General features: G+C 72.8%; 21 protein-coding genes and 1 pseudogene. 11 read left to right on the top strand and 11 right to left on the bottom strand.

Annotated features, from left to right (window positions below; translation table 11 throughout):
* Positions 1-5 precede the first annotated feature (5 nt).
* Both ACIODU_RS01945 and ACIODU_RS01940 read right to left on the bottom strand, forming a co-directional pair.
* Positions 6-1,016 carry an ABC transporter substrate-binding protein gene (locus ACIODU_RS01945; protein WP_401763496.1) on the bottom strand — a complete coding sequence of 337 codons (1,011 nt, stop codon included), beginning with the start codon at positions 1,014-1,016 and terminating at the stop codon, positions 6-8.
* Between the two features lie 217 nt (positions 1,017-1,233).
* Entirely contained in the window at positions 1,234-2,109 is an 876-nt protein-coding gene (locus ACIODU_RS01940; RefSeq protein WP_356418356.1) for a glycosyltransferase, read from the bottom strand.
* A 323-nt stretch (positions 2,110-2,432) separates the two neighbouring features.
* On the opposite strand from ACIODU_RS01940, the gene ACIODU_RS01935 reads away from it, so the two are divergent.
* Positions 2,433-3,296 (top strand): helix-turn-helix transcriptional regulator, encoded by an 864-nt coding sequence (locus tag ACIODU_RS01935; RefSeq protein WP_356418358.1) that lies wholly within the window; start codon positions 2,433-2,435, stop codon positions 3,294-3,296.
* Between the two features lie 133 nt (positions 3,297-3,429).
* Here ACIODU_RS01935 and ACIODU_RS01930 read toward each other — a convergent pair whose 3' ends face one another.
* Positions 3,430-3,960 (bottom strand): molybdopterin-dependent oxidoreductase, encoded by a 531-nt coding sequence (locus tag ACIODU_RS01930; protein ID WP_401762815.1) that lies wholly within the window; start codon positions 3,958-3,960, stop codon positions 3,430-3,432.
* A gap of 400 nt (positions 3,961-4,360) precedes the next feature.
* Here ACIODU_RS01930 and ACIODU_RS01925 point away from each other — a divergent pair, with 400 nt between their 5' ends.
* The 5 genes from ACIODU_RS01925 (at position 4,361) to ACIODU_RS01905 (ending at position 8,876) form a co-directional block, all read left to right on the top strand.
* Positions 4,361-4,918, top strand: coding sequence for a hypothetical protein (locus tag ACIODU_RS01925; RefSeq protein ID WP_401762812.1), 558 nt, complete (start codon positions 4,361-4,363; stop codon positions 4,916-4,918).
* A gap of 161 nt (positions 4,919-5,079) precedes the next feature.
* On the top strand, positions 5,080-5,937 hold the full coding sequence (locus ACIODU_RS01920) for a helix-turn-helix transcriptional regulator (protein WP_161306855.1): 858 nt from the start codon (positions 5,080-5,082) through the stop codon (positions 5,935-5,937).
* Positions 5,934-6,194 (top strand): DUF397 domain-containing protein, encoded by a 261-nt coding sequence (locus ACIODU_RS01915; RefSeq protein ID WP_401762809.1) that lies wholly within the window; start codon positions 5,934-5,936, stop codon positions 6,192-6,194. Before ACIODU_RS01920 ends, ACIODU_RS01915 begins: the two co-directional genes overlap by 4 nt.
* Before the next feature lie 288 nt (positions 6,195-6,482).
* Positions 6,483-7,421: a hypothetical protein gene (locus ACIODU_RS01910; RefSeq protein ID WP_401762806.1), complete on the top strand. Its 939-nt coding sequence runs from the start codon at positions 6,483-6,485 to the stop codon at positions 7,419-7,421.
* 252 nt (positions 7,422-7,673) lie between these two features.
* Positions 7,674-8,876, top strand: a complete 1,203-nt coding sequence (locus tag ACIODU_RS01905) for a TrmB family transcriptional regulator (protein ID WP_401762803.1) — start codon at positions 7,674-7,676, stop codon at positions 8,874-8,876.
* 678 nt (positions 8,877-9,554) lie between these two features.
* Here ACIODU_RS01905 and ACIODU_RS01900 read toward each other — a convergent pair.
* Both ACIODU_RS01900 and ACIODU_RS01895 read right to left on the bottom strand, forming a co-directional pair.
* Entirely contained in the window at positions 9,555-10,892 is a 1,338-nt protein-coding gene (locus ACIODU_RS01900) for an FtsX-like permease family protein (protein ID WP_401762800.1), read from the bottom strand.
* Positions 10,893-10,895: 3 nt separating this feature from the next.
* Entirely contained in the window at positions 10,896-11,852 is a 957-nt protein-coding gene (locus ACIODU_RS01895) for an ABC transporter ATP-binding protein (protein ID WP_401762797.1), read from the bottom strand.
* A gap of 215 nt (positions 11,853-12,067) precedes the next feature.
* Between ACIODU_RS01895 and ACIODU_RS01890 the strand changes: the two genes are divergently transcribed.
* The 3 genes from ACIODU_RS01890 to ACIODU_RS01880 all read left to right on the top strand — a co-directional run bounded on the left by ACIODU_RS01890 (position 12,068) and on the right by ACIODU_RS01880 (position 14,252).
* On the top strand, positions 12,068-12,556 hold the full coding sequence (locus tag ACIODU_RS01890; protein ID WP_401762794.1) for a hypothetical protein: 489 nt from the start codon (positions 12,068-12,070) through the stop codon (positions 12,554-12,556).
* The gene (locus tag ACIODU_RS01885; RefSeq protein ID WP_401762791.1) at positions 12,553-13,746 is read left to right on the top strand and encodes an epoxide hydrolase family protein; all 1,194 of its coding nucleotides are present in this window, start codon (positions 12,553-12,555) and stop codon (positions 13,744-13,746) included. Before ACIODU_RS01890 ends, ACIODU_RS01885 begins: the two co-directional genes overlap by 4 nt.
* A 170-nt stretch (positions 13,747-13,916) precedes the next feature.
* Complete coding sequence (locus tag ACIODU_RS01880) at positions 13,917-14,252, top strand: hypothetical protein (RefSeq protein ID WP_401762788.1); 336 nt, start codon at positions 13,917-13,919, stop codon at positions 14,250-14,252.
* 8 nt (positions 14,253-14,260) lie between these two features.
* Here the strand turns inward: ACIODU_RS01880 and ribA are convergent, their stop codons facing one another.
* Positions 14,261-14,989 (bottom strand): GTP cyclohydrolase II, encoded by a 729-nt coding sequence (ribA, locus tag ACIODU_RS01875; protein WP_401762785.1) that lies wholly within the window; start codon positions 14,987-14,989, stop codon positions 14,261-14,263.
* A gap of 100 nt (positions 14,990-15,089) precedes the next feature.
* Here ribA and ACIODU_RS01870 point away from each other — a divergent pair, with 100 nt between their 5' ends.
* Together ACIODU_RS01870 and ACIODU_RS01865 are read left to right on the top strand one after the other, a co-directional pair.
* Positions 15,090-15,917, top strand: a complete 828-nt coding sequence (locus tag ACIODU_RS01870; RefSeq protein WP_401762782.1) for a creatininase family protein — start codon at positions 15,090-15,092, stop codon at positions 15,915-15,917.
* A complete protein-coding gene (locus tag ACIODU_RS01865; protein ID WP_401762779.1) occupies positions 15,914-16,978 on the top strand; it encodes a RibD family protein in 1,065 nt (354 codons plus the stop codon). The genes ACIODU_RS01870 and ACIODU_RS01865 overlap by 4 nt, the downstream gene beginning before the upstream one ends.
* Positions 16,979-17,256: 278 nt before the next feature.
* Here ACIODU_RS01865 and ACIODU_RS01860 read toward each other — a convergent pair whose 3' ends face one another.
* The 5 genes and pseudogenes from ACIODU_RS01860 to ACIODU_RS01840 all read right to left on the bottom strand — a co-directional run bounded on the left by ACIODU_RS01860 (position 17,257) and on the right by ACIODU_RS01840 (position 22,431).
* Positions 17,257-17,604: a DUF4573 domain-containing protein gene (locus ACIODU_RS01860; protein ID WP_401762777.1), complete on the bottom strand. Its 348-nt coding sequence runs from the start codon at positions 17,602-17,604 to the stop codon at positions 17,257-17,259.
* A gap of 586 nt (positions 17,605-18,190) precedes the next feature.
* A pseudogene (locus ACIODU_RS01855) lies at positions 18,191-19,189 on the bottom strand (lysylphosphatidylglycerol synthase transmembrane domain-containing protein); the annotation flags it as partial.
* Positions 19,190-19,392: 203 nt separating this feature from the next.
* Positions 19,393-20,400, bottom strand: a complete 1,008-nt coding sequence (locus tag ACIODU_RS01850) for a class I SAM-dependent methyltransferase (protein ID WP_401762774.1) — start codon at positions 20,398-20,400, stop codon at positions 19,393-19,395.
* Positions 20,397-21,998, bottom strand: a complete 1,602-nt coding sequence (locus tag ACIODU_RS01845; RefSeq protein ID WP_401762771.1) for a glycosyltransferase — start codon at positions 21,996-21,998, stop codon at positions 20,397-20,399. The genes ACIODU_RS01850 and ACIODU_RS01845 overlap by 4 nt, the downstream gene beginning before the upstream one ends.
* Before the next feature lie 34 nt (positions 21,999-22,032).
* Positions 22,033-22,431 (bottom strand): 6-carboxytetrahydropterin synthase, encoded by a 399-nt coding sequence (locus tag ACIODU_RS01840; protein WP_356418392.1) that lies wholly within the window; start codon positions 22,429-22,431, stop codon positions 22,033-22,035.
* Positions 22,432-22,575: the final 144 nt, after the last annotated feature.

Genomic DNA, 22,575 nt, shown 5'->3' with positions numbered 1-22,575 from the left:
CTGCCTCAACGCCGCGCGGAGACGTACGTCTTCTCGATCGTGTCGAGGATCTTGTCCGCGCCGGTGTAGCCGATGCCGAGCATCCACAGGTTGTCGTCCACCGCGAACGCGTGGCCCTTCTTCACGGCGGTGAGGTTCTTCCACAGGGGGCCCGCGGTGGTCGCGGTCTCCTTTGCCTTGGCCGGGTCGCCGTACGTGGAGTGGTAGAGGACGTCCGCGTCGGCCTTGTCGATCTGCTCGGGGCTGACGTCGAGCGAGAAGCCGGCGGTGTCCTGGTTGGCGGGGCGGCCCACGCCGAGGTCCTTGAACAGAGAGCCCACGAAGGTGTCGTTGAGGTAGAGGCGGGTGTCGGCGCCCTCCACGAACCGTACGAACCCGACCTTCGTCTTCTTCGCCTCGGCGGGGCCGCCCAGCGCGGTGGTGAGCCGGGCCACGTGCGCGTCGTAGGCGGCGGCGATCTTGTCGGCCTCGGGCTTCTTGCCGACGGCCTCGGCGTGCAGGGCGAAGTTCTGGCGCCAACTGGGGCCTGTGGTCTCGGAGAAGACGGTGGGGGCGATCGCGGACAGCGCGCCGTAGTTCTTCCCGTCGCGGACCTTGCTGCTCAGGATCAGGTCCGGCTTGAGCGCGGCGATCGCCTCCAGGTTCGGCGCGCCGATCAGGCCGACGGGCTCGACGCCCTTGAGGCGGTCGGCGGGCAGGTAGGCGGAGAGGGGCGCGCCGTCGGCAACGGTGGTGGCGCCGACCGGAGTTGTGCCGAGGGTGACGACGGAGTCCAGCGCGTCGGTGTCCAGGACGACGATCCGGCGGGGGGTGTGGGGGACCTTCACGTCGCCCATGACCGTGGCGAGGGTGTGCGTGGCCGCGGGCGGTGCCCCGTCCCCGCCGGACGACCCGGACGAGCTGTCCGTACCGGACGCCCCGTTTCCGGCGCCGTTGCCGCCGCACGCGGTGAGCGTCAGGAGGAAGGCGGCGGCGGTGGCGGCGGCCGTGAGCCGGCGGGCGAGGGGTGTGGACACGACGGACACGACGGACACGGCGGGGGCCTCCTCGGCGGTGCCCCGGGGTCGGTCCGGGACGTGGCGTGGGTTAGGCGAGCCTAACCATGAGGAGGGGGGTGGGGCCAGACGGCCTCGGGGCGACGCGTTTCGGACGGGAGCGAGGAGAGCGAGGAAGGTGGCGAGAGTGACGTGGGCTCAGGTGACTCGTATTCAGATCAGGTGACCCGCGCTCAGGTCAGATGACCGGCGGGCGGCCCAGCGCCGTCATGCGCCGTACCGTGCTCCAGCGCATCGGGCGGCGCGTGCCGCACGCCGTTCTGACGCCCTCGGCGAAGCCGCCGAACCAGGCGCGCAGCCCGGTCATGGAACGGGTACGGGCCACCGTCAGCAGGATCCACGTGCCCAGGTAGAGCGGGACGAGCGGGGCGGGCAGGTTGCGGCGGGCCAGCCAGACGCGGTTGCGGGCGGTCATACGGTAGTACTCGGCGTGCCGGGCGGGGGACGTGCGCGGGTGCTGGAGCACCAGGCCGGGCTCGTACCGGATCTTCCAGCCCGCGTCGAGCGCGCGCCACGCGAGGTCGGTCTCCTCGTGCGTGAAGAAGAACGCGTCCGGCCAGCCGCCCGTCTCCGCCAGCATCGGCATCGAGAGCGCGTGGCCGCCGCCGAGGAAGGTGGTCACCTCGCCGGCCCGCATCGGGTCGTCGGCGCGCAGCCGCGGCACGTGGCGCCGCTGGGTGAAGCCGGTCTCGTCCGCGATGCGGAAGCTGACGATGCCCAGCTCCGGGTCGGCCTCGTACAGATCGGCCACACGGGTGATGACGTCGGCCTCGATGAGCAGGCCGTCGTCGTCCAGGTCGACCAGGACGTCCACGTCACCGCACTCGCGGAGTTTCTCCATGGCGACGTTGCGCCCGCCGGAGACGCCGAGGTTCTCGGGGAGGTCGATGCCGATGACGCCGTCGGGCAGTTGGGGGAGGGGGGAACCGTTGCCGACGACCACGATCCGGGTGGCCGGTTCGCGCTGCTTGGCCACGGAGTCCAGCAGGGCCCGCAGCTCTACGGGCCGGGTCCCCATGGTCAGCACGGCCACACCCACACGTGGTCGGGACATGTCCGGATCACCCCAGCTCTCGTTGACGTCAGGAGATCGATGGTATCCGGCCCCCGACATCCGGGGGCCACTGGAAGGTACCCCTCCGGATGCCGGGGGTTCATCTTGACGCTCCGGTTGACGTTCTGGTTGACGGCGCGGTTGACGTTTCCGGCCGAGGTCCCGGCCGAGGTCCCGGCCTCGGTTCTGGCTGAGGATTCGGCTGAGGTTCTGGGGTGGACGCGACGGGCCGGGCGGCGGAAGAACGGGGCGCGGGGTCGGTTTTTGGGGGCCCGCTGTGGCATACTGCTCAGTATGGTGCTGGGGATTCTCAGGAGCAGGGTGTGAGCGAGCCACGGTCGGCGCCGACCATCGGACAGCTCGTCCTCAGCCGACGGCTCCAGGCACTCCGGGAGCGGGCCGGGATCAGCCGTGACGACGCCGGCAAGATGCTGCGGGTGACCGCCGCGACCGTACGGCGGATGGAAATGGCCGAGGTCGCGCTCAAGATTCCGTACGTACAACTCCTGTTGCCCGCGTACGGCGTTCCCGAGGACGAGGCCGCCACCTTCCTGCACCTCGCCGATGAGGCCAGCAAGCCCGGCTGGTGGCAGCGGTTCCACGACATCCTGCCCGACTGGTTCGGCGGTTACGTCAGCCTCGAAGAGGCCGCGCGGACGATCCGGTCGTACGAACCGCACTTCGTGCCCGGTCTGCTCCAGACCGAGGACTACGCCCGGGCCGTCCTGACCGCCGGCGAGGTCGGCCGCGCGAGCCCCGGGCGCCTGGAGCGCCATGTCGCGCTGCGGATGCGGCGTCAGGCGCTCCTCACCCGTACCGAACAACCCCCGGTCTACTGGGTGGTCCTGGACGAGACCGTGCTGCGCAGACCCGTCGGTTCCGCGGACGTCATGCGGGCGCAGATCGACCGGCTGCTGGAGGCGACCGATCAGCCCAACGTCACGCTCCAGATAGCCGAGTTCGCGGCCGGCCACCACCCGGGGACGTACAGCCCGTTCGTCCTCTTCCGGTTCGCCGTCCCCGAACTCCCCGACATGGTCTACATCGAGTACCTCACCGGCGCGCTCTACCTCGACAAACCCCCGGAGGTGGCCGCGCACATGGAGGCGATGGACCGCATGGTGGCGCAGGCGGAGTCCGCGCGCCGGACCCGGGACATCCTCGCCGCGTTCCGTAAGGACCTGTGAGGCCGCGGGAGGACCGGACCCGCGACGGGGCGGTGGGAGGACCGGCGTTCCAACTCCGGCCCACGCGTGGCGCGTTGGACTCGGCCGTCCCCGTGGACCCCACGATCTACCGGCTCTGCGAGGGGATCCAGGCCTACGGGCCCGCCCTCAAGGGCGGGGGCGGGGGCGGCCCCGCGTACGCGCCCAGCCACACGCTGGTGATCGCGCTGACGTATCGCGCCCCGCAGTGGTCCGAGGGCACCACCAGCTGACTGCCCTCGGCGTCCAGGCCGCGCCCGTCCATCGACGTGGCCAGCAGGATCGGTACGTTGCCGAAGTCGGCGTCGACCTCCGCCCAGGAGAGCACGGTGTGGTGGCCGTCCCCGCCGGTGACGGCGAGCAGATAGCGCGTACGGTCCTTGCGGCGCCGGGCCCCGAAGTCCGGGCTGGCGGCGGCGATCACGTCCCGGAGCAGCGCGCCCTCGAAGGTGTGGTGCCGGGGGCCGTCGGTGGTGCAGTGGAAGACCACGTCGGCGCGGTGCGAGGCCCACCGTTCGCGCAGGTCCGTGACGGTCAGCGATACCGTACGGGCGACCTCCCCCCGGAGCAGGAAGGGGGCGGCGGCGGAGAGCGGGGTGGGGTGCTCGGTGCTCGCGGTGCGGTGCTCAGTGCTGACTCGGCTCATCAGGATCCCCCTCGGGAGGTCAGCGTGCGCGGCGCTGCTGCATCGGGGTGATGCCCAGCGGCCGTCCGGGGGAATCTCGGGGGTGAACCTCGGATGCGAGCCAAGACCGCTTCTTTACCTTGCCGGTGGGAGGTGAGGCGCCGTCGCGGGCCCGCAGAAGCGATCGCGGCGCCGAACAGGGCGTACGGGGAAGGCTGTTGTCGACCGCCCTTGGTGGCGGCGGCGGTTGGGGTCCGATACCCGATTGGTGACCCGCGTCCCGTCCCGAATGTCACAGGGCGGCGACGGGCGCGTTCTCGGTCGAGGACCGCGCTTACGCGGGGGGTGGCGGCGCGACAGAGTGGTGACCACCCAGGGGGAGCCGCCCCAACATCCGCAGATTTAGATGGAGTTCGTCATCATGGCCCGTACCCACCTTCGCAAGGCCGTCCTCGCCGCCGTTGCCCTCGTCGCGGCCACCACTCTGCTGACGGCCTGCGACGGCGACGACCCGGCCGCGGCCCCGGCGGCGTCGGACAGGGCAACGGTGGCGCCCGCGCCCGCGAAGGAGACGCCGGCGGCGGAGGACGAGCCGCCGGCCGCGGGCCAGGGCACGGACGAGGGCGACACCGGGGCCGACAAGGGTACGGACGAAGGGGACACCGGGGCCGACACGGCCACCGGCGAAGGAGACACGGCGGCCGGCAAGGGCAAGGGCGTCTCGGGCACCTGGTTCGGGAACGTCTCGTACATCGCGCCCGGCAAGTACTCCGTCAGCGACCTGAAGGGTACGGAGCAGATGTTCTGGCTCGCCGAGGACACGGAGATCCAGGGCGCGGGCGACATATGCGGTGACGCGGACGGCCAGGCGGCCACGCCGTGCACCGAGGGCGAGTTGGAGGCGGCGGCCAGGAAGGGCGTGTCCGCCGAGGTGGAGATCGAGAACGGCGTCGCGGTCCGCGTCGTGGACGACCACTGACCGACGAGCGTCGAACGAGAGGCCGCGGCCCGGCCGGAGGACTCCGGCCGGGCCGCACCACGCCTTGTGGAAAGCGTACTTGCACTTTGCCCGGGTCGGGCGGTGACCACGTCGGCCACCACATACGCTGACCTGTCACGAGTGAGAGGGAGGTGCGCCAGTTGGCCGCTGTTCCGACCATGCGCCGCCGCATGCTGGGTGCTGAGCTTCGCAAGATCAGGGAACGCTGTGGGCTGAAGGCGGAGGACGCCGCGGCGGAGTTGTCCTGGCACCCGTCCAAGATCAGCCGCATCGAGACGGGCCGCAGCGGGTTGCGGGTGCACGAAGTGGGCGCCCTGCTGGACCTGTACAAGGTCCGCGACGAGGAGACCCGTACCGGACTCGAAGCGCTGGCGAGAGAGGGCAAGCGGCGCGTCTGGTGGCAGCCGTACAACGACGTCCTCACGCCGCGCTATCTCGACTACATCAACTTCGAGGCGGAGGCGTCGGCGGCCCGCAGCTTCGAAACCACCCTGGTTCCCGGCCTGTTGCAGACGCCCGACTACGCGCGCACGGTGATCAGGTCCCTCAAACCGGAGCGCAAGGCCGACGAGGTGAACGCGCTGGTGGAGGTACGGCTGGCGCGGCAGAACGCCGCGCTGAACCGGGAGGACCCGCTCCAGCTCTGGGCCATCCTCGACGAGTCCGTACTGCACCGGCCGGTGGGCGGCGCGCCGACCGCGGCCAAGCAGTTCAAGCGGCTCCTGGACGCGACGGAGCTGCCGAACGTCACGTTGCAGATCCTGCCGTTCGCCGCCGGCGCGCACGCCGGGATGCTGGGTCCGTTCGTGATCCTTGAGTTCCCCGTCCAGGCTGACCTTGATGTCGTGTATTCGGAAGGCCTTGCGAGTAGCGTTTACCTCGAACGTGACGCCGACCGGACCGCTTACGGCCGAACTTTCGACCGGTTGCGTGCGGCCGCCCTGGACGTAGAACCTTCGCGTGACATGCTCGCGCGCCGAATGAGGGAACAGACGTGAAGCACTGCATCGAGCCCGGCGTGGACCTCGGCCACGCGACCTGGCGGAAGAGCAGTTTCAGCGGCGATCAGGGCAACTGTGTGGAGGTGGCGGACGGGGTCTCCGGCCGCCTTGCCGAGGTGGCCGACGGGGTCTCCGGGCGCGTGCGGGACGCGCCGGTGACGCCCGTGACGCTCGTACGGGACAGCAAGTCCCCGGCGGGGCCGCGGCTGGCGTTCAGCGCGGGTGCCTGGGCGTCGTTCCTGATGACGGTATGACGGAATGGCGGAATGGCGGCATGGCGGTGTGACGGCAGGGCCGCATGACGGGGTGACGCCATGTCGGTCTGGCCGGGCGGCGGATCCGGGACCGGGCCCGCGTGCGGGCCCGTTCTCCGGGGCTTGTCCGGTATGTCCGATCATCCGTCTTGATCACGTACGCGTTGTCGGGACCCTGTTCGTGTTGTGTCCTGGAGACGTAACCGGGTGAGCCCGCCCCAAAGCGACCTCGTACTCCCCCATGAAAGCTTCGGACGAGCCGGAGCCGATCATCATGGGAGACAGAAGATGTTCCGGAAGCGCATGGGACTGATCGCCGCCACCGTCGCCGCGGGCGCGATGCTGCTGACCGCCTGCAACGGCGACGACACGGCGGTGGGTTCCGCCGCCTCGGGTGCGGCCGACGTGGCGTCGGGTGCGGCCGACGCCGGGGCCCGCGCCGCCGACGCGGCGAAGGCGGCGCTCAGCAGTCTCGACTTCCGCGGCGGTACGGCGAAGCAGAACAACGCCCCCGCGAACACAGGGGACTTCGCGAACCCGGCGGGCAAGCCCACCACCCCCGCCGGCGCGAAGTGGGTCCAGCTCTCGGCCACGAAGGCGGGCGCCCTCGACCCCGTCGTCGCCAACGGCGCCGGCTTCACCCTCTACCGCTTCGACAAGGACACGGCCGACCCGTCGCAGTCCAACTGCAACGACGCGTGCGCCGTCACCTGGCCGCCGGTGATCGTCGACCCGCACGGGAAGATCTTCATCGACGGCATCAAGAAGAAGGACGTCGGTGTCGTCAAGCGCGCCGACGGATCACTCCAGGTGACCCTGGGCGGCTGGCCCGTCTACCGGTTCGCCAAGGACCTCAAGCCCGGTGACACCAACGGCCAGGGCGTGGGCGGTACGTGGTTCGGCGTGACCCCGGACGGCCGGAAGGCGGGCGGCGGCGCCGTTCCCGTACCCAGCGTCACGAGCGGCGCGCCGGCGGCCAGGCCCGCCTCCAACGCCGTGCTGTTCGACGACAAGGACTTCGCGGACAACGGCTCCCAGGGGCTGTCCGGCAAGGGCTGCCAGAACGTCAGCCGGGACGACATCGCCTCCTCGATTCAGGCGGAGGGCTCGCTGAAGATCTGGACGGGGGCCGACTGCACCGGGAGGTCGAAGGTCATCGAGGGCGACGTCGCGGACCTCGCCGGGATCGGATTCGACAACGATGTCTCGGCGGTGTTCTTCGGCTGAGACGACGCTTTACGAACTGAGGCGGCACGTCAGGACAGCACTTCGGGTACGACTCAAGGGCCGGGCCCCCTCCCTCCACGGGACGGGGCCCGGCCCTCGTCGGTGGTGGCCTGAGAAGCGGTTGAGTGCGGGTTACATCCACCGGAACTCTCGTGGAAGATGTCAACCGTGACGGAAGAGGCGCAAGTGGGTGATGCCGCCCGCTTCCGCCAGTCGGCGGGCTGCCGCCGCCACGGGAACGTCGGAGAAGCCATGGAATTCAGCGTCCTGGGACTCACGGACGAGACAGAGCACGTCTACAAGGTGCTGGTCGGGCTGCCGAGGGCCACCGCCTCGGAGGTCGCCGAGGCGTGCGGCCGGGCGGCGGTCCCCGTCGGGAAGCTGCTGTCCGGGCTGGTCAGGGACGGTCTCGCGACCCGCTCGGCGGGGCGGCCGCCGCGCTTCACCGCCGTATCGCCGGACGTTGCCGTCACGGCGCTGATCCAGGAGCGCGAACACCGGCTCGACGAGGCGCGGTCGTTGGTGGAACGGCTCACCCAGACGCACCGGGAGGCGGCGCGGATCAGCCATCCCGACATGGCGGTGGAGCTGCTTTCGGACCGCGACGACATCAGCGCGGCGGTCCGCCGGCTGACGGCGGCGGCGCGGCGCGAGATCCGGGCGTTCGACCGCCCGCCGTACGTGGACCGCCCCGGCAGCAACCTCGACGCCCAGGTGCGGCGCCAGCGGACCGGTGTGGTGCACCGGGTGATCTACGACCGCGAGGCGGTGGCGTGGCCGGGGCGGCTGGACAACGACATCGTGCCGAGCATCCGTACGGGCGAACAGGCGCGGGTACGGAACGAGTTGCCGCTGAAGCTGGTGCTGAGCGACGACCAGGCGGCGATCATTCCGTTCAGCCTGGCGCCGGGTGGCCAGTCGGTGGCGTACCTGATCCATCCGTCACCGATGCTGGTCGCGCTGTCGTCACTGTTCGAGGCCCAGTGGGACAGGGCGCTCCCGCTGCTGGCGACGGATTCGTCGCACCCGGGGGGCGTGAGGGTGCCGGGCGGGGGGCCGGTGCCGGGGGTGGGTGGTGGGTCGGGTGACGCTTCCGGGGCGGGTGGTGGTTCTGGGGGCGGTGGTGGTTCTGGGCCGGGGGGCGGCCCCGGGCCCGGTGGGGGTCCTGGGCCAGGGGGCGGCCCTGGGCCCGGTGGGGGTGCGGTTCCCTCCGGCGTCCCAGGGTACGGAGATGGCCCCGGGTACGGCTCCGACGGCGGGTCGCCGCCCCCGGGCCCGGAGACCCGCGCGTTGCTGGCGCTCCTGGCGGCGGGACTGACGGACGCGGCGATCGCCCGCGCGCAGGGCTGGAGCGAACGTACGACCCAGCGCCGCATCCACCGCCTGATGGCGGAGCTGGACGCCACCACCCGCTTCCAGGCGAGCCTGACGGCGGCGCGCCGGGGGTGGCTGTGATGGGGGATGGGGGTGACTGTGATGTGGGGTGGCTGTGGTGGGGGTGCAGGGCTGTTGGGGGTCGCTCGGGCCGCTGGGTCATCGACGGCCGGGGGGGGGGGGGGGGCGGGCCGGGCGGCCGCTGGGTGGGTCGTCCGGGCTGCCGGGCTGCCGGGTCGCCGGGCTGCCGGGCTGCCGGGCTGCCGGGTCGCCGGGCTGCCGGGTCGCCGGGCTGCGGGGTCGCCGGGCTGTCGGGTCGTCGGCGCCGGGCGATCGCCGCGTGCGTAACCGACCCGGGCGCGAGGCGGCTTGCGGGACGCCGGGTGTGGGTGGCCCTGGCGGGGCAGGCACCCCCTGCGGGGGCAGGGTACGGGGACGGCTCACCGGGCCCTGCGCCGAACGGTGAGTTGCTGACCGCCTGTTACCGGCCTGCGGGACTCCGGCGGCGGTGACCACCTCTGCGGGTGCCCCTCTGCGGGTGCCCCTCTGCGGGTGCCCCTCTGCGGGTGCCCCTCGCGGGGCCGGTGCTGGATGGTCTGTGAGGCCGCGCACCGGGCGGCGTGCTGTTGACCGCGTGTCACCGGGCCCCGGGGATCCGGCGCAGGCCGCTCCCCATCGTGGGTGGCCCCGCACGACACGGCCCGGTACGGATGGCCCGGTACGGGCGCCCGTACCGGGCCGTGTCGTGCGGATGCGGGGTCACGCAGTCGCGCTTGCCGCCGCGACCGCCGGTGCGCGTAGTGCCCCGCGGGCCGTGGTCAGGCCCGTGACGAGCGTGGAGGCCGTGGCCGCCGCCACCACCAGGAGCCAGACTCCCGGGCCCGGTTCCGGGAGGACGGAGTCCGTGCGGACCGCCGTGAAGGCGAGGAGGCCGGTGAGGCCGGCCACCGTACCGAAGAAGACTCCCGTCACCGTCAGGACCAGGCCCTCCACGCCGACCGTCCTCAGCACCTGGCCGGGCGTAGCGCCCGCCAGCCGCTGGCGGCCGAACTCGCCCCGGCGGTACGACGTTTCCGCGTACAGCGTGTTGATGATCATGATGCACGCGAAGACCACGATGATGCCGACGACCACGAGGTTCACCGTCTCCACGTTCTTGTCCTCGACGGACCGGGTGAGGCCCGACGCCCGGATCGCGTCCGTCTGGACCGCCTGCATGTAGAGCGCTGCCGTGGCCGTACCGGTGAACAGCACCAGCGGCATCAGCAGACCCGACAGCTGCGCGGCGCGGTGGCGCATGGTGTGCACGGCCAGGTAGCCACTCGCCCCCGCAAGCGCCGTGATCGGCCGCTCGAACATCCTCAACAGGCCCCGCAGCAGCGCCGGGGAGAAGATCGCGAAGCCGACGGAGAGCAGGATCGCGCCGTAGGCGGGGGCGGCCATCAGGGCCGGGGCCGTGGCCTTCATGGTGAAGGTCGAGGCGATCGCGGCCGTACCGACCACCAGCGCCGCGATGCCCGCCGCCTTCTTGATCCGGCCCCGGCCCGCCCGGGCCCCCGCCGCGGCCCTCGTCGCCCGCCGCACCGCGAGGAACGCCGCGCCCACCGACGCCAGCAGCGTCACCGCGACGCCCATCCCCAGCGCCACCGGGCCGAAGACGAAGTCCACCCCGTCGGCGACCTGGCCGCTGTCCTGGAACAGCCCGAGCAGCACCCGTCCGCCGAGCATCGCTGGTCCGATCGCCAGCAGCGCGGCGCCCAGGCCCACCAGGACGGCCTCGCCGACGACCATGCGCTTGATCTGGGCCGGGGTCGCGCCGGTGTTGCGCAGCAGGGTGATCTCGGCACTCCGCTGCCGTACGTTCACGGTCAGCGCGGAGGCCACGGCGAAGAACACCAGCAGCGCGCCGTACCCGCCGACGACGTTCGACGACACCCGCAGGGTCTCGGCGCTGACGTCGTCGACGCCCGGGGCGCCGGCGGTGTCCTGGAGCGAGCCGAACGTCATGACGATCGCCGCGCCCAGGAAGGCGGACAGGAGGGTGGCGAGGAGCCGGCCGGGCCGCTGCCGGACGGAACGCAGAGCGAGAGTGAACATGGCTCAGACCTCCAGGGTGAGGTGGTGGCCGTGGCCTTCGGGGTGGCCCTGGCCCTGGTCCGCGATGTCGCCCAGGTGCGCGAGCCGTTCGGCGACCGCGTCCACCGTGGGCGCGGTCAGCTGCCCGGCCAGCCGGCCGTCCGCCAGGAACTGGACGGAGTCCGCGTACGACGCGGCGACCGGATCGTGGGTCACCATCACCACCGTCCGCCCGTGGATCCGTACCGCGTCCCGCAGCAGACCCAGCACGTCCCGCGCGCTCCGGGTGTCCAGCGCGCCGGTCGGCTCGTCGGCGAAGATCACGCTGGGCTCGGTGACCAGCGCCCGCGCGATGGCGACCCGTTGCCGCTGCCCGCCGGAGAGTTGGTCGGGGCGGTGGCCGAGACGGTCACCGAGGCCGACCTGGGTGAGGATCTCCCTGGTCCGTACGGGGTCGGCGCGGCGGCCCGCGAGGCGCAGCGGCAGCGTGGTGTTCTGCTCGACGGTCAGCGTGTCCAGCAGGTTGTACTGCTGGAAGACGAAGCCGATCCGCCGCCTGCGGAACTTCGTCAGCGCCGCCTCTCCGCCGCTCGTCATCTCCTCGCCGTCGACCATGACCAGGCCCTGGTCCGGGCGGTCGAGCCCGGCCGCGCACTGGAGGAGCGTGGACTTGCCGGAGCCCGACGGCCCCATGACGGCGGTGAAGCTCCCGGCCGGCAGGCTCAGGGTGACCCGGTCGAGCGCGGTGACGGCGCTCTCCGCCTCGCCGTACACCTTGCTGACGCCGACGAGGCGGAGCGCCTCGGGGTTGCGGGCGGGGTGGGGGGACCGGTTCGTACCCCTGCGGCTGCTGCGGGCGGCGCGGGTGGCGGTGCGTGTGTCCGTACCCGTGCTCGTACTCGTGCCCGTACCCGTATTCATGACTGTGCCGGCATTCGTGCCTGTATCCGTGCCCTTGCTCGTCCCCGTACGACGGAACATGGCCGTCCCTCCCTCTCGGACGCCCGCTGCGTCCCTGTCCATGACGCTACGGAGGGTGAGGGTCAGGCACACGGGGCGTGGTGCCCGGACCGGAGGTGGTGTTGGGTGCACCTTCGTACCCCCAGGAAGCCACCCGGACCCGGATCAGGGGGAGTTGAGGGAGTTTGATGTCAAGCTACCTTGACGTCAAGGTAGCTTGACGAGATGCTTGGCGCATGTCGAACCCGACCCCTGACGCCGTCGAAGGTCAGTTCACCCTGCTGACGGCGGTGGCGCGTTACGACGTGTTGCGGACGCGCGACGCCCTGGCGGCACCCGACGAGGACGGCGAGGACGGCGAGGACGCGACCGCGTCGGCCGACCCGGCCACCGCGCCGCTGACGCGAGCCGAGGCTCTGGAAGTCCTCGCGCTGAGCGAAGTGATCGCACGCAAGGCCACCTACGGCCGCCAGTTGTCCGTCCGTTCCGCGCGGCGGGCCGGGGCGTCGTGGTCCCAGATCGGCGCCGCGCTGGGCACCAGCAAGCAGGCCGCCTGGGAGGCCCACAACCGATGGATCGACGGGCAGGCCAAGCAGGAGGGGAACCCGGGGCATTGGGGCTGGGACGAGCGTGACCTGTCAGCCGCGCGCACGCTCGCGGGCGAACCGGACGAGGGGAACGAGGGGAACGAGGAGAACAAGGGGAACGAGGAGGACCGCGCATGAGCGAGCACGCGCCGACGGCGATCCGGCCCTTTCGACTCGACATCCCTCAGGCCGCCTTGGACGATCTGGCCGCACGGCTCGATGCCACCCGGTGGCCGGACGGACCCACCGCTCCCGGCTGGACGCAGGGCGTGCCGCCCGCCTATCTCAAGGAGTTGGCGGCGTACTGGCGCACCACCTACGACTGGCGTGAGCACGAGGCGCACCTGAACCGGTTTCCCCAGTTCATGACCACGATCGACGGCGCCGATGTGCACTTCCTGCACATCCGATCGCCCGAAGCCGAAGCCGAAGCCGAAGCCGGAGCCGGAGCCCGCGCGCTCCCGCTGCTGATCACCCACGGCTGGCCGGGATCCGTCGTGGAGTTCCTCGACGTCATCGGTCCGCTCACCGACCCGCGCTCCTTCGGTGGCACGCCGGCCGACGCGTTCGACCTGGTGATCCCGTCCATTCCGGGATACGGCCTGTCCGGACCGACCACGGACGCGGGCTGGGACGTTCAGCGGGTCGCGGGCGCGTGGGCCGAGCTGATGCGGCGGCTGGGTTACCAGCGCTACGGCGCGCAGGGCGGTGACTGGGGGCACGCCATCACCCTGGAGCTGGCGGCCGTGGCCCCCCGGCAGGTCGTGGCGATCCACCTGAACACCCTGCTGACCCTGCCGCCGGACGACCCCGCCGTGGCCGCCGAGCTGACGGCCGACGACTGGGCCCGCCTGGACCGGCTCCTCGCCTCGGAGCCCGAGATGTCGGGGTACGCGAAGATCCAGGGCACGCGCCCGCAGACGCTGGCCTACGCGCTGACCGACTCGCCGGTGGGGCAACTCGCCTGGATCGTGGAGAAGTTCAAGGAGTGGACGGACAGCACCCACGTACCCGAGGATGCGGTCTCCCGCGACCGTCTGCTGACCAACGTGATGCTGTACTGGCTGACCGCGACCGCCGGCTCCTCCGCCCGCCACTACTGGGAGGCGGCGCATGCGGCGGGAGCCGCGCGTACGGAGCGCCCCGCCACCCCCACCGGCGTCGCGGTCTTCGCCGCCGACGCCGCCCGGCCCGTCCGGCGCCTCGCCGAACGGGACCACCACATCGTTCACTGGTCCGAGCTGCCCCGGGGCGGTCACTTCGCCGCGATGGAGCAACCCGACCTGTTCACCGCCGACGTACGTACGTTCTTCCGCCGCTTCCGCTGACGGCCGCGACGACGGTCTGTCTCCTCCGTGCGGTGCCCTTCGCCCGTCTGGGGGAGGTGCTGGCATCGTAGGAGTCGTGGAAGCAGTGGGTACGTCAGCGGAACCGGCGACCCCGGACGCGCGCCATCCGCGAGGCGTTCGAGCACGCACTCTCCGAGGCCGGGATCGAGTTGCCCGATCGGCCTCTGGCGGGGCGCCACGCCCTTCGGCGGCTGGCGGCGCGGCTCGTCGGCGGGGAAATCGCTCCCACCGACGTGGCGGCGGACGAGTGGTCGGCGGTGGACGAGTGGGGAGAGACGGACGACTGGGGGGAGACGGACGTCGAAATCTCCGAAACCGCCGGGGCCATCGGGGTCGCCGACGAGCGAGCCTTCTTGGCACTCGTCCCCCGGTGCGCCTGCTGCACCGGGTACACGGTCGGGCTCGACCAGCGGACGTGGGCCGCCGAACTGCGCCTCGCCGCACTCGCCTTGGCCTCGTCCGCGCCGAGCCGCCCCGGCTGCTGACTCCGCCGTTACGGTGTGCTCCCCTCGCCGCCCGATTCCGCATCCCCGGCGGTGTCCGGGGCGGTGGCCGGTGCGGTGTCCGGCGTGGTGTTCACGCCCCCGCCCTCCAGATGCGGCAAGTGGTGCCCCAGCCGTTCCCGCTTCGTCCGCAGGTAGAAGATGTTCTCCTCCTGAGGGGTGATCAGCAGGGGCACCTCCTCCGTGACCTTCACGCCGTGCCGCTGGAGCGCCTCCCGCTTGAGCGGGTTGTTCGACATCAGCCGTACCGACCGGATGCCCAGGTCGTGCAGGATCTCCGCCGCCACCTGGTAGTCACGGGCGTCCGCCGGGAGGCCCAGGGCCAGGTTCGCCTCGACCGTGTCCAGGCCGTCCGCTTGCAGCTTCATCGCCTGGAGCTTGGCGAGCAGGCCGATTCCCCGGCCCTCGTGGCCCCGGAGATAGACGAGAACACCCCGCCCTTCCCGCACGATGGTGCTCAGGGCGGCCGACAGCTGGCCGCCGCAGTCGCAATGCCTGGAGCCGAAGGAATCTCCGGTCAGACACTCCGAATGCAGCCGGACAAGGGCCCCTTCTCCCGTGACATCGCCGTACACCAGGGCCATTTGTTCGTCCGTGCCATTGCCGTCCCGGTAGCCGACAGCGAGGAAATCGCCGTACGCGGTGGCCAGGCGGAGATCCACCACCCGTTCCGCGACCGGGGGGCCACTGCCGTCGGACGTACCATCAATTTCCCTCATGGCCATATCTTATCGGCCGGATCGCGGAAGGAGAACGCGAAAACGACGTAACCTGGGCCTCCTCGAACGTATGAAACGACAGGAAACGAAAGGCCCAGAGATGAGCGGTCCTGCCGTACCACCACCGGCCTCCGGCCTGTTGCCGGCGGACACCACCGAGGACGTGGGGGAGCGGCGGCCCCAGGTCGCCGTCCTGCCGATCGGCAGTTTCGAGCAGCACGGCGCGCACCTCCCGCTGGTGACGGACACGGTCGTGGCCTGCGCCGTTGCCGCCGAGATCGCCGCCGCGCATCCGGTCCTGCGGCTGCCTCCGCTGACGATCTCCTGCTCGCACGAGCACGCGGACTGGCCGGGGACGGTCAGCATTTCGGCCGCGACCCTCTACGCCGTGGTCGCGGACATCGCGGCCTCACTACGCCGTTCCGGTATCCACGCGCTCATTCTGGTGAACGGGCACGGCGGAAACTACGTGCTGCGGAACGTGGTCCAGGAGTCGGCCGGCAGCGGTACGCGCATGGCGCTATTTCCCGGCTCGTCCGACTGGGACGCGGCGCGGGAGAGGGCGGGGGTGCGGACCTCCTCGTACAGCGATATGCACGCGGGTGAAGTGGAGACGTCGATCCTGCTGCACGCCCGTCCGGAACTGGTCCGTTCCGGTTATGAAACCGCCGATTTCGCCGCCGATGAACGGAAGCATTTGCTCACTCTGGGTATGCGTCCCTATACGGACTCCGGGGTGGTCGGGCGGCCGTCCTTGGCGTCCGCCGAGAAGGGAAAGGAATTGCTTGCCGGACTTGTCGATTCGTTCGGGGAATATCTTGCGCTGATGACGGTGGGCGGGATGGACGAGGTGGGCGGCGGGGACGGCGTGGACGGTGCGGGCAGCGTGGATGGTGCGGCTGCGGCGTCCGTACGGGTGACACCGTGACGGGCGCGCCTGGTTCGCTCGACCCGCTGGACTCGGCGGGTGCGCCCGGTTCGGCCGGTTCGCTCGGCGCGGCCGGCCCGCTGGACTCCGCGGGCTCGCTCGGCGCGGCCGGCCCGCTCGGCGCCGCCGAGGTGTGGGAGCGGCTGCTCGGCGTCCGGTCCGAGGCGGATGCCGTGGCCGCCGGGCTGCTCCGTACGGGGGACGGCGCGTCCCAGGCATGGCGGGAGGGCCCGTCCGGGGCGCGGCCGGCGGGCTCGTCCGAGGCGCGGCTGCTCGTCGAGCGCTACCTGCCGCTCTGCCTCGCCGGGCCGTACGTCACGTTCGCGCAGCTGGGCCAGAGCCTGGACGGCTTCATCGCCACCCGGACCGGCGACGCGGACTACGTCACCGGCGAGGAGGACCGCGATCATCTCCACCGCCTCCGGGCGCTCGCCGACGCGGTCGTCGTCGGGGCCGGCACCGCCGTGTCCGACGATCCCCAACTCACCGTCCGTACCTGCCCCGGGACCAACCCGGTGCGGGTGGTGATCGATCCGCGGGGCCGGGTGCCGCTGGACTGCCGTGTGTTCACGGACGGATCAGCCCCGACCCTGTGGGTGGTGGGCCCGAGCCGCGAGGACGGGCAGGCCGTTCCCGGGCGGGTGGGGGACGGGGTCGAGGTGCTGACCCTGCCGGACCGCGAGGCGTTCGCGCCCCGCGCCCTGGTGCGAACGCTTGCCCGGCGCGGCCTGGGCCGGGTACTGGTCGAGGGCGGGGGCGTCACCGTGTCGCGCTTCCTGCACGAGCGCGCGCTGCACCGGTTGTACGTCACGGTCGCACCGGTCCTGCTCGGCGACGGCGTCCCGGGCATCCGCTTCGACGGCCCGGACGTGATGCGCGACGCGCTGCGCCCCCCGGTCCGACGCTCCACCGTCGGCGAGGACACGCTTTTCGAGCTGGACCTGGGGGCGTTGGTTGTGGGGGTGGACGTCGCTGGTGCGGTTGTTGAGCGGGGCCTTGGGGGGACCGGTGTCGAGCGGGACCCCGGGGGACCCGTCGTCGAGCGGGGCGCCAGCGGGTAGGCGGCTGGGCCGGGTGTCGACGGGTCCACCGTCGAGGCGGGCGTCGCCGGGTCGGCGCCCGGGCCGGGTGTCGCTGGGTCTGCCGTCAAGCCGGGGGTCAGCAGGTCCGTGCCCGGGCCGGGTGTCAGCGGGTTCGCCGTGGAGCTGGGTGTCGCCGGGTCCACGCTTGAGTTGGGCGTCGGCGTGTCCATCGTCGGGCCGGGTGTCGCCGGGTTCGCGCCGAAGGCGGGTGGTGTGAGCGGGCTCGCGCCCGGGCGGTGCCTCGCCGGGTCCGCGCCTCAGCTGGGCGTCAGCGGGTCCCCCTTCGAGTCGGGCGTCACGGGGTCCGCGCCTGAGGCGGGTGACAGCGGGTTCGCGTTCAAGTCTGGCGTCGTTGGGTCCGTGCCCAAGCTGGGCGTCAGCGAGTCCGCGCTTGAGGCGGGCGTCGCCGGGTTCGCCTTCGAGTCGGGCGTCAGCGGGTCCGTGCCCGAGCTGGGCGTAAACGGGTTCCCCTTCGAGTCCGGCGCCGCCGGGCCGGCGCACCGGCTGGGTGTCACCGGGTCCGCCGTCGAGCCGGGCGTCGCTGGGTCCGTGCCCGAACTGGGCGTCAGCGGGCCCGTCGTCGAGCCGGGTGTCAGCGGGGCCATGCCCGGGCCGGGCGTCAGCGGTTCCGCCTTCGAGTCCGGCGTCGCCGGGTCTGCGCCTGAGGCGGGCGTCAGCGGGTCCGTCGTCGGGCCGGGTGTCGCGGGGGCCGTGCCTGAGCTGGGCGTCAGCGGGTTCGCCTTTGACTCGGGCGTTGCCGGGTCCGTACCCGAGTGGTGTGTTGCCGGGTTCGCGCCTGAGGCGGGTTTCGCTGGGTCCGTCGTCGGGCCGGGCGTCGCTGGGTCCGCGCCTGAGCTGAGTGTCAGCGGGTCCGTCGTCGGGCCGGGTGTCTGCGGGTCCGCGCCTGAGCTGGGCGTCAGCGGGGCCATGCCCGGGCCGGGCGTCAGCGGTTCCGGCTTCGAGTCCGGCGTAGCCGGGTCCGCCCCTGAGCTGGGCATCAGCGGGTCCGCCTTCGAGCCGGGTGTCGCCGGAGCCACGCCCGCGTGGGGCCTCAGCGGGTTCGTGCCCGGGCCCGGCTCGACCCCGTCGGCGCCGGGCGGCCCACTGGATGGCGAGGACCACGATCCCCGGCAGGCTCGCGGCGAAGGCGAGGACTCCGTACACGACCGCGACGGTCAGCCCCAGTGACGCGCCCAGGCCCGCCGCGCCGAACGCCCACGCGGTGACGCCCTCGCGGGGGCCCCAGCCGGCGATGTTCAGCGGCAGTCCCATGGCGAGCAGCGCGAGCAGCATCAGGGGCAGCAGCTCGGACGCCGGCGCCGTGGCTCCCGCGACCCGCGCGGCCAGCAGGAACATCGCGAGGTGCCCCGCCAGTACGGCGACGGACGACAGCAGTACGCCGGGCCAGGTCGCGCGGCCGAGCAATGCGCGGCGCGCTTCGGTCAGTTCGGCGCGGAGGGTGCGGTGCCAGCGGGGGGCGGTGGTGGCTTCGGGGGGCTGTGCGGGCGGGTTGCGGGTGGGCCGGTCTTGTGCGGCCGGGTTCTCTGCGGGCGCCTTCCGTGCGGGCCGGGTCCGTACAGTCCGTACACGCTGGGTCCGTACGATCCGTGCCGCGATTACGGCCGTCAGGCCGCACACCACCCCCGCCACGACGATCGCCCCCGCCCCCGCCGCCGACGCGGTGACGGCGTGGCCGGCTTCCGTGAGCGCCGGGGTGGGACGTACCGCCAGGACCGTCACCGCGACCGCGGCCAGAACCGCCTGGCCCGCGGTCCGTTCGAGCACCACCGCGCGGACGCCGCGCCCGACATCGCCGACGTCCTGCCCGTGCCGTACCGCGCGGTGCACGTCGCCGAGGACGCCGCCGGGCAGGGCCGCGTTCAGGAACAGGGCGCGGTAGTACGAGGCGACGGCGGCGTCCAGCGGCAGTTCGACGTCCAGCGCGCGGGACACCAGGCGCCAGCGCCAGGCGCTCAACACCGTGGTGAGCAGGCCGAGTCCGAGGGCGGCGAGCAGGACGGGCGCGTCGATGCCGCGCAGTCCGTCGAGGAACGCGCCGTTGCCGAGCCGCCACAGCAGCACCGCGAGGAGGCAGGCGCCGGCGAGGGTGCCGAGGTGGTTCCGTAGCGCGCGGGATACGCGGGGTACGCCGGAGACGTGGGATATCGCGGACGGTGCCACGGGCGGCATGGTCGGGGCCGCTGTCGTGGGCTGCGCCACGGGCTGGGTCGCGGGTGGTGTCAGGGGTGTTGTCGTGGGCCGGGTCGCGGGCCGTGCCACGGTTGTTGCCGTCGGCTGTGCCACGGGCGGAGTCACGGGTCGTACGGGTGGTGTCCCGGACGCAGCCGCGGGCCGTATCGCGGACGGAGTCCCAGGGCGGGTCGCGGGGCGCGTCATGAGGTCTCCCCGGTGGGCCGGGGTAGCGCCAGGAGGTCGTGGTGGTGCACCACCACGCGCAGTTCGCGGGCCGCGGCCTCGGCGAGGCGGCGGCGCAGGTACGCGTGGGCGCGGGGCGCGAGGTCCGGGCGCTGTTCGCGGGCGGCGCCGACCCAGCCGCGCAGCCATTGCGCGGTCAGTACGGACTCGGCGGCGGCGAGCCGCCACGGCGCGGCGTACGTGAACACCGTCGCGTCGTGACGGGCGAACGCCTCCTCCGTCGCGGTGACCGCGTCGGGTCCGAGCAGCCGGCGGCCGCGTTCGGTACGGCGCTGGTGGGCGTCGAACGACGCGGCGATCGTGGCGTCGAGGGGGTCGGGCGGGGCGATCTCGACGAGCCCGGCGACGGACAGCGCGAACAGCGCGGCGCAGCCCGCCTGGGCGCAGGCGGTGGCGAGGGCGTCCACTTCGTCGCGGGTGAGGAGGTCGAGGAGGGCGGAGGCGGTGACCAGCGAGGTGCCCGCGAGGTCGGCGGCGGTGAGGCCGGCGATGTCGCCCTGTTCGGTGGCGACGGTGACGGGGCTGCCGTCGGCGGCCTGCGCGGGCATCTGGGCGACGGCGAGGTCGAGGAGGGCGGGGTCCGTGTCGTGGAGGATCCAGTGCTGGGGGCCGTCGAGGCGGGGGGCGAGCCAGCGGCCCATGGAGCCGGTGCCGCAGCCCAGGTCGCGGATGAGGAGGGGGGTGTTCTGGGGGGAACCCTGGGCGGGATGCTGGACGGGCCCCTGGGTGGGGTGCTGGGCGGAACCCTGGGCGGGCCCCTGGGGGGAGTGCTGGGCGGAACCCTCGGCGGGACGCTGGACGGAACCCAGGGTGGAGCGCTCGGCGGGGTGCTTGGCGAGCTGGCGAAGGTGGCGGCGCAGGGGGTCCAGGGACTCGGTGGCGCGGGCGGCGGCGTCGGCGCCCTCCCGCAGCTCCAGCCACTCGGGGGTGTAGCGGGGCTCTTCGCTCGTGTCGGTGGTGTTCACGCGGTCCTCCGAGGTTCGTGGGGGAGTTGTTCCAGCACCTCGGCCAGACTCCGTGCGGTGGTGTCCCAGCCGGCCAGGGTGGTACGCCGCTGGTACGCGGCCTCCTTCGACCGGCGCCGCTCACCGGGCTCGGCGAGCCAGGCGCGCAGGGCGGTGGTGAGGGCGGCGGGGTCGTCGGGTGGTACGAGCGCGCCGGGCAGGGTGCCGTCGGGCGCGTGCCCGAGGGCCTCGGGGACACCGCCGACGGCGGTCGCGAGGACGGGGATGCCACGGGCGAGGGCCTCGGTCACGGCCATGCCGTACGTCTCCGCGTGGGAGGCGAGGACGAGGAGGTCGGCCTGCGCGTAGGTCGCGGCGAGGGCGGGCCCGACGCGGGGGCCGGCGAGCCGGATCCGCGCCCCGAGCCCCGCCGCGTGGATCCGCTCACGGACCTGCGCGACGTAACCGGGATCCTGCCCGAGCCCCCCGACGAAGACACACCGCCAGTCGAACCCGGCAACCTCGACGAGGGCCTCCACGAGGCGGAGTTGGCCCTTGCGGGGACTGACGGTGGCGACACAGAGGAGGAGGGGGGCGGCGGGGCCTTCGTCCGGGGCCGGGTCGGCCGGGTCGGCGCTCGGGGCCGTGTCTGCGGTCGGTGCCGTGCTGGGGGGCGTACTTCCGGCCGTCCTGCGGGCCGGGCTCAGGGTCGTACCGGCGTCCGTGCCCAGGTCGGGGGGTGTGCCCGGGGCTGTGCCCGCGTCCGTGCTCTGGGTCAGGCCGTGGCAGGGGTTCGTGTTCGGGGCCGTGTCTGTGGGGGGTGTCGTGTTGGGGTGCGTACCGGGGGGCGTACCTTCGGCCATCTTTCGGGCTGGGCTCAGGGTCGTACCGGCGTCCCTGCCCAGGACCGGTCCCAGGCCCGCGCCCCTGCCTGCGCCCGCATCCGCGTCGGCTCCCGCTCCCGCACCCGTGCCCAGGTCCGCAGCCGCAGCCGCAGCCGCAGCCGCGTCCGCTCCAGCACCCGCACCCGTGGCCAGGTCCGCAGCCGCAGCCGCCCCCGCACCCCCCGCCCCGCCCCCCGCCGACCCCCGCGACAGTGGGGCCCGGTCCGTGCCGGGTGGGGCCACGTGGACGTGGGTCGGGGGCAGGTTGTGGTGGGTGATCAGGCGGGTCGCCGCCCACGTGCTGGTGGCGATCACCGCCGATACCGCGTGCAGGGTCCGGCGTTCGGCGGCGTCCAGTTCCGCCGCGCGTTCGGGGGTGAGGCCCGTCTCGTCGGCCAGGGGGAGGTGCACCAGCACCGCCAGACGCAGGCGGCCGGCCTCCGGCACGATGACCTCCGGGACGGCGCAGGCGACCAGGCCGTCCAGGAGGACCACGCTGCCGTCCGCCGACTCCGCCAGGATCCGGGCCAGTTCGGCGCGCGCCTCCGGGGCGGGGTCGGGCCAGGCGCCGGGGACCGCGTGTTCGTGGACCGGCCAGCCCGCGTGGGGCAGTTCGCCGCACACCCGGCGGTCGTAGCGGTTCCCGCCGCTCGGCGCCGCCGGATCGTCGACGCCACCGGGCATCACCACCCGCACGGAGCGTGCGGGCGCCGCGGTGGCGCCGGCCGGGTTCACAGCGCCAGCTCCGCCGCGGTGGCGCCGGCGGGACTCACAGCGCCCGCTCGTAGCTCGCCCAGGCGATGTGGGACTCGTGCAGGGTGACGGAGATGGCCGTCAGGCCGCGCGCGCCCTCGCCGAGGACCCCGGCGTGCACCCGGTCGGCGAGGCGGTCGGCGATGACCTTCGCCAGGAACTCCGTGGACGTGTTGATACCGGCGAACTCGGGCAGGTCGTCCAGGTTCCGGTAGGTGAACTCGCCCACCACGGCGCCCAGTTCCTTGGTCGCCAGACCGATGTCGACCACGATGTTGTCGGCGTCCAGCTCGGGCCGCCTGAAGGTGGCGTCCACGAGGAACGTCGCTCCGTGCAGGCGCTGCGCGGGCCCGAAGACCTCGCCGTGGAAGCTGTGGGCGATCATGAGGTGCTCGCGGACGGTGACGCTGAACAACGGATGACCCTCCAGGTCCTACGTACTCCTGTCAGGGTTTCTGCCAGGGCTGTTTGTCTGTTGGTGCGGCAATGCTTTTTTCTGCTGGTTGCTGGTACGGCGCTTCGTTCCGCCTGCTGGTAGCGCTTTGTTCCGCTGGTACGG

The sequence above is a fragment of the Streptomyces sp. NPDC088261 genome, assembly GCF_044740805.1.
Lineage (GTDB): Bacteria > Actinomycetota > Actinomycetes > Streptomycetales > Streptomycetaceae > Streptomyces.
Note: the sequence above shows the minus strand (reverse complement) of the source record. Positions and strands in the feature narration are given on the sequence as shown.

Excerpts from the sequence above, each read along its gene's own strand:
- ACIODU_RS01940 (WP_356418356.1), bottom strand. The coding sequence starts at position 2,109 with ATGTCCCGACCACGTGTGGGTGTGGCCGTGCTGACCATGGGGACCCGG.
- ACIODU_RS01930 (WP_401762815.1), bottom strand. The coding sequence starts at position 3,960 with ATGAGCCGAGTCAGCACTGAGCACCGCACCGCGAGCACCGAGCACCCC.
- ACIODU_RS01925 (WP_401762812.1), top strand. The coding sequence starts at position 4,361 with ATGGCCCGTACCCACCTTCGCAAGGCCGTCCTCGCCGCCGTTGCCCTC.
- ACIODU_RS01910 (WP_401762806.1), top strand. The coding sequence starts at position 6,483 with ATGTTCCGGAAGCGCATGGGACTGATCGCCGCCACCGTCGCCGCGGGC.
- ACIODU_RS01905 (WP_401762803.1), top strand. The coding sequence starts at position 7,674 with ATGGAATTCAGCGTCCTGGGACTCACGGACGAGACAGAGCACGTCTAC.
- ACIODU_RS01900 (WP_401762800.1), bottom strand. The coding sequence starts at position 10,892 with ATGTTCACTCTCGCTCTGCGTTCCGTCCGGCAGCGGCCCGGCCGGCTC.
- ACIODU_RS01895 (WP_401762797.1), bottom strand. The coding sequence starts at position 11,852 with ATGTTCCGTCGTACGGGGACGAGCAAGGGCACGGATACAGGCACGAAT.
- ACIODU_RS01890 (WP_401762794.1), top strand. The coding sequence starts at position 12,068 with ATGTCGAACCCGACCCCTGACGCCGTCGAAGGTCAGTTCACCCTGCTG.
- ACIODU_RS01885 (WP_401762791.1), top strand. The coding sequence starts at position 12,553 with ATGAGCGAGCACGCGCCGACGGCGATCCGGCCCTTTCGACTCGACATC.
- ribA (WP_401762785.1), bottom strand. The coding sequence starts at position 14,989 with ATGAGGGAAATTGATGGTACGTCCGACGGCAGTGGCCCCCCGGTCGCG.
- ACIODU_RS01870 (WP_401762782.1), top strand. The coding sequence starts at position 15,090 with ATGAGCGGTCCTGCCGTACCACCACCGGCCTCCGGCCTGTTGCCGGCG.
- ACIODU_RS01860 (WP_401762777.1), bottom strand. The coding sequence starts at position 17,604 with ATGGCCCCGCTGACACCCGGCTCGACGACGGGCCCGCTGACGCCCAGT.